The sequence below is a fragment of the Qipengyuania sp. R86523 genome, assembly GCF_044596365.1.
Taxonomy (GTDB): domain Bacteria; phylum Pseudomonadota; class Alphaproteobacteria; order Sphingomonadales; family Sphingomonadaceae; genus Qipengyuania; species Qipengyuania citrea.
This window is the reverse complement of sequence record NZ_CP138997.1, coordinates 327,341-338,374: the sequence shown is the minus strand read 5'-3', so window position 1 is coordinate 338,374 and position 11,034 is coordinate 327,341. Positions and strand designations below refer to the sequence as shown.

At 64.8% G+C, this 11,034-nt stretch carries 7 protein-coding genes; 5 read left to right on the top strand and 2 right to left on the bottom strand.

Translation table 11 applies throughout. The features are described 5' to 3' along the window. Positions 1-57 precede the first annotated feature (57 nt). The gene (locus SJY12_RS01670) at positions 58-2,223 is read right to left on the bottom strand and encodes a S9 family peptidase (RefSeq protein ID WP_397506622.1); all 2,166 of its coding nucleotides are present in this window, start codon (positions 2,221-2,223) and stop codon (positions 58-60) included. A 191-nt stretch (positions 2,224-2,414) separates the two neighbouring features. On the opposite strand from SJY12_RS01670, the gene SJY12_RS01665 reads away from it, so the two are divergent. The 4 genes from SJY12_RS01665 (at position 2,415) to SJY12_RS01650 (ending at position 6,938) form a co-directional block, all read left to right on the top strand. Continuing rightward, complete coding sequence (locus SJY12_RS01665) at positions 2,415-3,728, top strand: alkaline phosphatase PhoX (protein ID WP_397505785.1); 1,314 nt, start codon at positions 2,415-2,417, stop codon at positions 3,726-3,728. A gap of 242 nt (positions 3,729-3,970) precedes the next feature. Further along, entirely contained in the window at positions 3,971-4,717 is a 747-nt protein-coding gene (locus SJY12_RS01660) for an N-formylglutamate amidohydrolase (protein WP_397505784.1), read from the top strand. Continuing rightward, positions 4,714-5,898: a tyrosine/phenylalanine carboxypeptidase domain-containing protein gene (locus SJY12_RS01655; RefSeq protein ID WP_063506737.1), complete on the top strand. Its 1,185-nt coding sequence runs from the start codon at positions 4,714-4,716 to the stop codon at positions 5,896-5,898. The genes SJY12_RS01660 and SJY12_RS01655 overlap by 4 nt, the downstream gene beginning before the upstream one ends. Continuing rightward, complete coding sequence (locus SJY12_RS01650; protein WP_397505783.1) at positions 5,895-6,938, top strand: glutathione synthase; 1,044 nt, start codon at positions 5,895-5,897, stop codon at positions 6,936-6,938. The genes SJY12_RS01655 and SJY12_RS01650 overlap by 4 nt, the downstream gene beginning before the upstream one ends. 26 nt (positions 6,939-6,964) lie before the next feature. Here SJY12_RS01650 and SJY12_RS01645 read toward each other — a convergent pair whose 3' ends face one another. Continuing rightward, positions 6,965-8,977 (bottom strand): TonB-dependent receptor plug domain-containing protein, encoded by a 2,013-nt coding sequence (locus SJY12_RS01645; protein ID WP_397505782.1) that lies wholly within the window; start codon positions 8,975-8,977, stop codon positions 6,965-6,967. A 148-nt stretch (positions 8,978-9,125) separates the two neighbouring features. On the opposite strand from SJY12_RS01645, the gene acs reads away from it, so the two are divergent. Beyond that, positions 9,126-11,033 carry an acetate--CoA ligase gene (gene acs / locus SJY12_RS01640; protein WP_397506620.1) on the top strand — a complete coding sequence of 636 codons (1,908 nt, stop codon included), beginning with the start codon at positions 9,126-9,128 and terminating at the stop codon, positions 11,031-11,033. The last annotated feature ends 1 nt before the right edge of the window (position 11,034 follow it).

Genomic DNA, 11,034 nt, shown 5'->3' with positions numbered 1-11,034 from the left:
CCGGTGCCCGAGGTGAGACACGCGCTCACCTCGCGCGCCAGACCGGCCTGCCCCGCCTTACTCGGCCGGTGATGCGGTCCGGGTCCACCCGGAACGGTAGCGGTCGAACCAGGCGAGAATCGCCGCAGCCTTGGCGGCCGATTGCGACGGCCTCGCCGCAATGCTGCCGTGGCTGGCGCCGGGCACCTTGACCAGAGCGGTAGGCACGCCGCGCAGCCGCAATGCGGTGTAATACTGCTCGGATTCGCTGACCGGCGTGCGGTAGTCCTCGCTGCCGACCACCACCAGCGTGGGCGTTTCCACCTCGCCAACGAGCGAAAGCGGCGACAGACGCCAGTAGGTCTCGGGGTCTTCCCAGGGCTGTGCGCCGATCCAGTAACGGCCGAAAAACGCGGGACCGTCGGCGGTCAACGCCTGCGTGGTCCAGTTGATCACGGGCTTCTGCGTGGCGGCAGCCTTGAACCGGTCGGTCTTGCCGACGATCCAGCTGGTCAGCACGCCGCCGCCCGATCCTCCGGTAACGAACAACTGGTCGGGATCGGCAATCCCCAGCGCGATCGCACGGTCGACGATCGACATGAGATCGAAATAGTCATTGCCCGGATAGGCCTTGTCGATCTCGTTGGCGAAGTCTTCCCCATAGCTGGTCGAACCGCGCGGATTGGCCGACAGAACAGCATAGCCGGCAGCGGCATAAAGCTGGTTGTCGGTCGAGAAATGCGGGCCGTAGGCGGCGAAGGGTCCGCCATGGATTTCCAGGATCAGCGGCACACGCTGGCCTTCGGTATAGCCCGGCGGCAAGGTCAGCCACCCCTCGATCTCGAGCCCGTCATGGCTCGACGGCACCGCGATCCGGCGCACTTCGCCCAGCGTTTTCACCGCGCGAAGCGAGCGGTTGAGATCGGTCAGTATCCGAGGGTCGCCGCCGCGTTGCAGGCCGACTTCCGCCGGGCGCGTGGCCGTGCCCACCGTAAAGGCAATCGCGTCGTTTTCCGAAACCGAAAAGCTGCCACCGGTATAGGGCCGATCGAGCCCCCCGCCCGAGACGCCCTCGACCACATCGCGCACCGAGCCATCGAGACCGATACGCGCGACGCGGGTTTCCCCGCTGATATCATATTGCGCGTAGATCGCGCGGCCGTCGGCATCCCACCGGATACCTGCAGGGCTGTATCCCCATTCGGCGGTCAGATTGCGGACGCTTCCGCCACTGCGGTCCATGACATAGAGGTCGTCATCCTCATAGGCGCGCAGGGCATCGTCGAAGCCGAGATAGGCCACCAGTCGGCCGTCGGGCGATGCGACCGGGCTATGATCGGGGCCGTCCCGATCGGTCAGCTGGGTCACTGCGCCACTCGCCACATCGAGCGCGTAGATCTCGCCCTCGACGGGATCCTCTTCCCAGTCCGCGCGCCGGTTGGCACCGAAATAGATCGTCGATCCATCGGACGACCAGCTGAGCGGGCCGCCGTCGTGATACCGCCCGTAAGTCAGCTGCCGCGGCGCACCGCCGGTTGCCGGAACGAGGAACGTCTTCTGGAAACCGGGCTCGACATACCCCTGCCCGTCGGCGCGATAGGTCAGCAGGTCGCGGATCTCGAGCGGTTCGGCCCAGTCGGCGCCTTCCGGCTTGTTCGCCGGCGCCGATCCCAGCTTGGGCCCCTCGTCCTTGACCTTCATAGTGTAGGCAATCGAACGGCCGTCGGGGGCCCAGGCGATGCTCGACGGGCCCGTCGGCAGGCCGGTCAGGCGTATGGCCTCGCCGCCATCCAGCCATTGCACCCACAGCTGCGCCCCGCCCGCTTCGGTCGACGCATAGGCAAGACGGTCGCCGCTGGGCGACCAGCGCGGGCTGAAGGCATCGCCATTGCGCCCGGCGAGCGGCGTTTCGCGTCCGGTGCGGGTGTCGATCAACCAGATCGAGCTGACGGCGCGGTCGGACATGATGTCGTTCGTCCGGCGAACATAGGCGATATGGCGGCCATCAGGGCTGATCTGCGGGTCGGCCGCAATCGCGATGTCGAACAGATCGGCGCCGGTGAAACGGCGTTCGGGCCCGGTGCGGTCGCTGCCCATTGCCGCACCCGTCATGGGCGCCGCGCGCTGGTTTTCGACACTTCGTGCCGGTGCGTCCTGCGGCGCGGGTTCAGCTTGCTGTGCCAGCACGCTGCCCATCGGTATTGCCAGCAATGCGATCCCCGTCGCCAGCCTGCCTATCGCCATCTCGTCAATCCTCTCGCTCACGGTTCGACCGATCTGTCGCCTTGCGGCGGAGCGCAGTCAATGTGTCATCTTCGACAGTTAGACCCGGTTGCCTCGCCTGCGTCACCGGCGCAGAGTGAGCGAGATGCGGAAAAATTGGCCGCGCAGCAAAATCGCGCCCGAGCAAGAGCAGGATCGAGGACCGAGATACCATGCATATCGACCGACGAAACTTTCTCGGCGCAACGGGCACAGCCTTTGCGGGACTGCTGCTGAACGGCTGCACGAGACAGGCATCTCCGTTGGCCGCTTCGGGAAGCGGCTTTACCGACTATGGCCCGCTGATCCCCGATCCCGCAGGGATGCTCGACCTGCCGCGCGGCTTTTCCTACCGCCTGCTGTCGCAGCTCGGCACGCCGATGGACGACGGCGGGACCGTCCCCGACAAGGCCGACGGCATGGGCTGCCTGCCCTTGGGGCGCGACGAGCTGGTGCTCATCCGCAATCACGAGCTCGTACCGAGCGACGAAGCGGGCGGCACGCCGGCCGCAGGTTATGGCACCTATGAAGGAGCGATCGTGCCGGGGGGCACGACCAATATCGTGCTCGATGCGCATACGCTGGAAGTTAAACGCGAGTTTCGGACACTAGCGGGGACCATCCGCAATTGTTCTGGCGGGATCACGCCATGGGGAAGCTGGCTGACCTGCGAGGAAGCCCCCGTGGGACCCGGCGAGGGCCTCGCGCAAAGTCATGGCTGGGTGTTCGAAGTTCCCGCTTCGGCAACCGGGCTTGTCGAGCCGGTGCCGCTCACCGCAATGGGCCGGTTCAACCACGAGGCGGCTTGCGTGGATCCCGTGACCGGTATCGTCTATCTGACCGAGGATCGCGGCGACAGCGTACTGTATCGTTTCCTCCCGGCAGTTCCGGGCAATCTGCGCGCAGGCGGACACCTGCAGGCCATGGTGGTCGAAGGCTTGGCCGATACGCGCAACTGGGCAGGCCCGGCCATGGCCGTTGGCACGCGCCATGCGGTGCGCTGGATCGACTGCGAGAATGTCGAGGCACCGCAGGACGATCTGCGTCACCGCGCGGCGGCGCGAGGCGCGGCGCTGGTCGCACGCGGCGAAGGCATTCACATGGGGACCGACGCATTGTTCGTCTGCTCGACCAATGGCGGGCAGCGCAAGCTGGGCCAGATTTTCCGGCTTGTTCCGGGCCGCGGAACAGCCGCGGATACGATCGAACTGTTCTTCGAAAGCGAGCGCGAGGACCAGTTCAACTACGGCGACAACCTGACCGTCGGCCCCAATGGCCATCTGATCGTCTGCGAGGACCAGTACACCGACGTGGTCGACAACCATTTGCGCGGCATCACCCCGGATGGGCGCGCCTATCCCTTTGGACGCCTGCGGATGCAGACCGAACTTGCCGGCGGATGCTTCTCCCCCGATGGCAGATGGTTCTTCGTCAACGCCTACTCGCCCACCCGCACCCTGGCCGTCACCGGGCCATGGGCGGCCTGAGGACCGGTTCGAACCACCCACGGCCGGGGCATGCAGCCCGGTTTCGGCAAATCCGCTGGCCTCGCGGTATCGTAGTCCCGTGAGCGGCGCCCTGCGGCATCCGCGCAGCGGCCAAAAGCCGTGGGAGACAATTTCTCGGACCCCTCCCCGCGGCGAGGCATTGTCCTACCATGCAAGCACAACAAACCACCTCCCACAACGATGGGCCGCCTTGGAATATCATCACCAACGGGGGCCCGGTCGTGGCCACTGCCATCCACGCCGGGCATGTCGTCCGTGACGAGCTGGCGCCCTATCTCGCGATTGATCCCGAAGACCGCCGGCGCGAGGAAGACCCGCTTACCGACTATTTCCTGTCACTGAGCGACAACCTCGTCCGTGTGAACCGCTCACGCTTCGAATGCGACATGAACCGCCCCCGCACGGGCTGCATCAGCCCGGATCCGGCAGATACCTGGGACCTGAAGATCTGGCAGGATGGGCTTCCCCAAGGCCAGATCGAAACTTCGCGCCAATTGCACGATCGCTTCTATGCCGAGATGCGGACGCTGTTCGACCGTTTGCTCGACCAGCACGGCCGGCTTCTGGTGCTCGATCTTCACAGCTACAACCACCGCCGCGACGGGGCAGAGGCCGAAGCGGCGCCGGTCGAGGAAAACCCCGATATCGATATCGGAGCAACAACGCTCGACCGCGGGGTATTCGGCGATCTTCTGGGGCGCTTCACCGAGGAGCTCGGGCGACACACGATGCGCGGCAATGCGCTGCAGATCGGCGAAAATGTCCGCTATCCCGATGGCGGGAACTTCCCCGAATGGCTGTTCGAAACCTATGGCAAGCGCACCTGCGTCATCACCCTTGAATACAAGAAAATATTCATGGACGAATGGACGGGCACGCTCGACATCGGCGCGGCGCAGGATCTGCGTACCGAGCTGATGCATGCGCTCGGCGTGGCCCGCACGGAACTGGCCAAGCTCAACCGATGAGCGATGACATCGAATTTACCGCAACGGCCCGCGAAACGGACCGGGCGCTGGCACGGATCGACGGCCGGATCGACTGGCTGTCCTATCTCACGCCGACAAACCTCGACGCGGTCGCCGAAGGTTTTCGCGACAGCGGGTACAAGGTGCTGCCCGAACTGGAATACCCGCCGATCCCCGACGATCTCGGGGCGTTGCGCTCCCAACTGCTCGACCTCCCGATGCGACAGCTTGGCAATCTCGATATCGAGGCGCTGCTGATCGAAAAGCAGCGCGAACTCGACCGGCAGATCGAACTGGTCCGCTTGCGCGGCCGCGACGGCTTCACCATGGCATCGATCGACCTGTTCGGCGATGTCGATGCGGCCCTGTTGGCGGTAGCCGAGAAAGTGCTTGAAGAGGTGCCGATCCGCGACCGGCCAACCGCCCAGCGCGTCGATGCGCAGGCATTCATGGCAGCCGCACGCGAGGCGATGGACAGCTACCGCGCGAAAGATCCGCGCTTCGATTTCGAAGTGGTGGAGGAAACCACGCCGGGCACCCACATCTTCACAGCGGCGGGCAATCTGCATGTCGCCTTCGACTATACTTGTCCGCGCAACCGCGTCGAACCGCTGATCCGCCATGAAGTCGGCACCCATACGGTGACGCGGTTCAACGGTCGCTGCCAACCGCTCAGCGTGCTCGAATGCGGGCTTGCCGATTATGATGCATTGCAGGAAGGCATCGCCGTTCTGGCAGAATACCTCGCCGGCGACATGCCGCCGTCACGCCTGCGGGTCCTGGCGGCGCGCGCGGTGGCTGCCCGCATGGCAATCGATGGCCGGCCTGCAAGCGAGATATTCGCAAAGATGCGCGAAGAGTATCACCTGCGTAGCGAAACCGCATTCGACACCACCGTCCGCGCATTGCGCGGTGGCGGCATGACCAAGGACGCGTTGTACCTGCATGGGCTGGTCGACCTGCTCGCCTATTTGGCGGGCGGCGGATCGACGGAATTCCTCTTCATCGGCAAGTTCGCGCTCAAGCAGCGGGCACTGCTGGAGCGGCTTCTCGACGACGGCTTCCTGCAACCGCCCGCAATCGTGCCCGATGAATTTGCGGCACCGCCAGCCAAAGACCCCATTTCACCAATTCGGCAAATGCGCGTCGAACAATTCTACACGGAAAGCACCGCAGCATGAAACTCGCATTTGTCGTCAATCAGATCGAGACCGAACAGGCCGATTACACCACCATCCGCCTCGCTCGGAAGGCCGCCGCCCGCGGGCACGAACTGGCCTTCTTCGGGCTGGCGGATTTCATCTACGAATCCTCGGGGCGGATCTGCGCAATGGCAAGCGTGCCCGAGCCGGGAGACTATGCTGATGACGCCGCCTATCTCGACCACCTCCAGAACGACGCTCCGGAAAAGCGTATCGTGGTCGAGGATTACGACATCGTCATGCTACGCAGCGACCCGGCCGACGAACTGACCACGCGGCCGTGGGCGCCGCCGTCGTCGCTGCTGTTCGCGCAGCTTGCGGCCGCGCACGGCACGATCGTGCTCAACGATCCGAGCCATCTGACCGACGCGCAGAACAAGACCTATTTCCAGCATTTTCCCGAGGAAGTGCGCCCGGCCACCTGCATCACGCGCCACGCCGACGAAGTCAGCGCGTTTCTGGAAGAACATGACGGCAAGGGTGTGCTCAAGCCATTGCAAGGTTCGGGCGGACAAGGAGTCTTCATTGTCGACAAGAAGAACCGCCAGAACCTCAACCAGATCATCGAATCGATCACTCGCGATGGCTATGCGATCGTGCAGGAGTACCTCCCTGCTGCAGCCGAGGGCGACCTTCGCGTCATCACGCTCAACGGGCGTCCGTTGCAAGTCGACGGCACCTTCGCCTCGCTGCGCCGCTCGAGCACGACCGAAGATCATCGCTCGAACCTGTCGGCGGGGGGCAAGGCCGATCTCGAACAGCCCGACGAGGCGGCGATGCGCGCGGCCGAGATGTGCGCGCCCAAGCTGATAGACGATGGCATGTATCTGGCCGGGCTCGATATCGTCGGAGACCGGATGATCGAAGTGAATGTCGATAGCCCTGGTGCGCTCAGCTATATGGAAGACCTCAGCGGGGTCGATTTCAGCGGCGCGATCATCGACGATCTCGAACGCAAGGTGCGACTAAGGAAGAATTACAGCGGCACGCTGAGCAATCGGCATCTCGCGGTCGTCTGACCTGCAGGTGAGGTGAAGGTCGCCGGTCAGAGGCCGATCTTCACCCCCGCCCAGACAGTCCGCGGGACGCCGAGATCGATCGATCCGCTCTGGTTGCGGGTGATGATGGTCTCGTCGGTCAGATTCTCGCCGCGAAGCACCAGCGCTACATCTCGAAGCAGGGGTATCTGCGCGTAGGCATCCAGCGTGGTCGCGGCTGGAAGGATGTTGGTTTCGCGATCGTCCTCGAACTGCGCACCGACATGACGGATCGTGGCCGAAAGCAGCCAGGCTTCTGCCGGGCGCCAGGCAAGCGATGCCCCGCCGACAAAACGCGGCGTCTGCGACGGACGGTTTCCGTCGAGCACTGCAGCAAATCCCGAACCGCGCGCTTCGGCATCCGTCCATGAAGCCGAAGCATCGAAGGAGAACCGCCCGACATTCGCGGATGCGGCGGCTTCGAGGCCGCGCGCACGGATCGCGTCGATATTGCGGCGCTGACGCAGATTGGTGCCCAGCGTGACGTTGGCCACCGCATTCTTCACCCGGTTGTCGAAGGCGATCAGCGACAGTTTGACGCCCGATGACGGCGTGAGATCGACACCCGCCTCGAACCCTTCGAGACGCTCGTTCTCGAGGGCGGCATTCGCTTGCGTGACGACGGGGAAAACCACGAAGGGGCGGTACAATTCGTTCAGTGTCGGCAGCCGCAAGCCCGAATAGGCTGCGGCACGAAGGGCGATCAGCGGGTTCGCCCGGTACAGCAATCCTCCACGGAACGAGGCATCCCAGCCCGACCGGTCCGGATAGCCGGCATCGATCTGCAGCGTGCCCGCAGCGTCGCGCTCACGGTAGAACCCGTCACGGATGGTCCAGCGATCGAGCCGCGCGCCCGCGGTCAGCACCATTGCCCCCAGGGTCCAGTCATCCTCGATAAAGAAACCGAGATCGGTGTTGGTCCCGCCCGCCTGCCGGCGCGCAGTGACGTTACCCGAAAAGGCGCTGATAGCGGTTTCGAACAATTCGCCCTGCGCATTGCGATAGTCCACGCCCAGCCGCAGCACATGCGCATCGCCCACCGGGGGCCGCAGTTCGAACTTGCCCCCCAGCCCCGTCGCAGGCGTGTTGCGCTGGTCGAGCACGGGGACGAAGCGGCTCGAGCTGACGACGATATTGGTGAAGTTGCGTGCCTGGATATAAGCAAGCGCATCGAAGGCCCAGGCGCCGCGGCCAACCAGTCGCACGCTGGCATCCTGTCCCTCGATCGTGCTGTCGGCCCATTCGAACCGCAGAGTGCGTTCGTCACGGTAGGCCAGTCCCCGGACCTGCAGTTCCACATCGCCCGACACCGGGGCCACGCCGCGAATCTGGACCGACCAGCCGTCGAATGCGGCGCGCGCGCTGAGCGGAACGCGGTCCGCCTCGGGCGTGGTGAAGAATCCCTTTCCGCGGTCCCAGCGCCCTGACGCCACGACGAAACCGCTGCCGAGCTGCGCGCCGGTGCTGGCCGACAGTTCGGTTTCGCCGCGGTCATTGGCAAGCGCTTGCCCGGTGAAGCCGCCCAGCGAGTCCATACCGGCGCTCTCCAGCTCGATCGTCCCTGCCAGCGCGCCCGCACCGAAGGGCCCGGATCCCCCGCCCCGCGTTACGCGCACCTGCGCCAGGCGCTCGGGCGCGATAGCACTGAAGGGGATATAGCCGAAGAACGGATCGCTCATCGGCACACCGTCGAGCAGCACCAGCGCGCGGCTGGTCGCATTGCCGCCCAGCGCACGCAGCGTCGCGCCCTGTGCCGAAGCATTGGCAGAACGGCTGTCCGAACGGCGGAATTGCTGGAAACCTGCGACCGCGCTCAGCGCATCCTCGATCCGGCCCGAGGGTACCGACACCAGCTGGTCACGGTCGATGACCTGGGTATCGTAGGCCGGCGCAGCGGGTGTCTCCTCCAAACCGCTGCCGGTCACGACGATCACAGGATCATCCTGGGCGAATGCTGGGGTAGCGGCGCACAGCGCCAACGACAGGCCGGTACCGGCCATCAAGCTGCGAAACAGGGTCATGGGGGGCGCCGTAACCGGTGGAATGCCGAATTGCGAGGCCCGACTAACCGTTTGCAGCATCGCGCCGAATGCCTAGAGATACACACACAAGAGGGAGAAATGCGGCATGACTGAGGCAGAGGATCGTTCGGGCTGGGTCAAGCGTCCCATGGCGGCCATTGAGGGTACCGGTTGTACGCTGGAAGATTACCAGGCGCTTTACGCGCGCAGCATCGAGGACAGCGATACGTTCTGGGCTGGCCAGGCCGATCGGCTCGACTGGATCGAGGACCCGACCGTGATCGCCAACTGGTCCTACGATCCGGTATCGATCAAGTGGTTCGACGACGGCGTGCTCAACATCTGCCACAATGCGGTCGATCGCCATGTCGCGGCGGGCCACGGGGCCAGCACCGCGCTGATCTTCGAGCCCGACGATCCGGCAGGTGAGGTGCGCCGGATCACCTATGCCCAATTGCAGGCCGAAGTGATCCGCATGGCCAACACCCTGCGCAAGATGGGCGTGACAAAGGGTGACCGGGTGACGATCTACATGCCGATGGTTCCGGAAGGCGCCTTCGCCATGCTCGCCTGCGCGCGGATCGGGGCGATCCATTCGGTCATTTTCGGCGGCTTCAGCCCCGAAGCGATCGCAGGGCGGGTCGAGGACTGCCGCAGTGACTGGATCGTGACCGCCAACGAGGGGCTGCGCGGCGGCAAGCGCATTCCGCTGAAGGCCAATGTCGATGCCGCGCTCGACAAGGTTTCGGTCAAGGCGGTGCTGGTGCTGCGCCATACCGGGGGCGAGGTGGCCATGACCGGCGGCCGCGACCACTGGTACCACGAACTTTCTGCCGACGTCGCAGCCGATTGCCCCTGCGAACCGATGCAAGCGGAAGACCCGCTGTTCATCCTCTACACCTCGGGGTCGACCGGCAAGCCCAAGGGCGTGCTGCACACGACGGGCGGCTATGCGGTCTGGACCGAGACCACCTTCCGTCACGTATTCGATTACCGCGAAGGCGAGGTTTTCTGGTGTACCGCGGATATCGGCTGGGTCACCGGGCACAGCTATATCGTCTACGGTCCGCTGCTCAATCGCGCGACCGCGCTGATGTTCGAAGGGGTGCCCAATCACCCCGATCACGACCGTTTCTGGCAGGTCTGCGAAAAGCACCAGGTCAATATCTTCTACACCGCGCCCACGGCCATTCGCGCACTGATGCGCGAGGGCGAAGGGCACGTGACGAAACACGACCTGTCGTCGCTGCGCCTGCTGGGCAGCGTGGGCGAGCCGATCAATCCGGAAGCCTGGCGCTGGTACCACGACACTGTCGGCAAGGGCGAACTGCCGATCGTCGATACCTGGTGGCAGACCGAAACCGGCGGCGTGATGATCACCACCCTGCCCGGCGCGCATGACATGAAGCCGGGCAGCGCCGGACGCCCCTTCTTCGGCATATGCCCGCAGCTGGTCGATGCCGAGGGCGAGGTGCTCGACGGCGCGGCGGAGGGAAATCTGTGCATCACCCGCAGCTGGCCGGGACAGGCGCGCACGGTATACGGTGACCACGACCGCTTCGTGCAGACCTATTTCAGCACCTATTCCGGCAAGTATTTCACCGGCGATGGCTGCCGCCGCGACGAAGATGGCTATTACTGGATCACCGGCCGCGTGGACGATGTGATCAACGTGTCGGGGCACCGCATGGGCACGGCGGAAGTCGAGAGCGCGCTGGTCCTCCATCCCAACGTCTCCGAAGCCGCGGTGGTCGGCTTCCCGCACGACATCAAGGGTCAGGGAATATATTGCTACGTCACGCTCAATGCCGATGTCGCGGAGAGCGAAGACCTGACCGCCGAACTGCGCGCGCATGTGCGCAAGGAAATCGGCCCGATCGCGACACCCGACCATCTCCACTTCACTCCCGGCCTGCCCAAGACCCGCAGTGGCAAGATCATGCGGCGGATCCTGCGCAAGATTGCCGAGAACGATCACGGGGCGCTGGGCGACACCTCGACGCTGGCCGACCCCGGCGTGGTCGATGCGCTTGTTGAAGGCCGCCGGAACCGCTGAA

Coding starts and splice junctions, on each gene's coding strand:
- acs (WP_397506620.1), top strand. CDS start 9,126: ATGGCGGCCATTGAGGGTACCGGTTGTACGCTGGAAGATTACCAGGCG.
- SJY12_RS01650 (WP_397505783.1), top strand. CDS start 5,895: ATGAAACTCGCATTTGTCGTCAATCAGATCGAGACCGAACAGGCCGAT.
- SJY12_RS01670 (WP_397506622.1), bottom strand. CDS start 2,223: ATGGCGATAGGCAGGCTGGCGACGGGGATCGCATTGCTGGCAATACCG.
- SJY12_RS01645 (WP_397505782.1), bottom strand. CDS start 8,977: ATGACCCTGTTTCGCAGCTTGATGGCCGGTACCGGCCTGTCGTTGGCG.
- SJY12_RS01665 (WP_397505785.1), top strand. CDS start 2,415: ATGCATATCGACCGACGAAACTTTCTCGGCGCAACGGGCACAGCCTTT.
- SJY12_RS01655 (WP_063506737.1), top strand. CDS start 4,714: ATGAGCGATGACATCGAATTTACCGCAACGGCCCGCGAAACGGACCGG.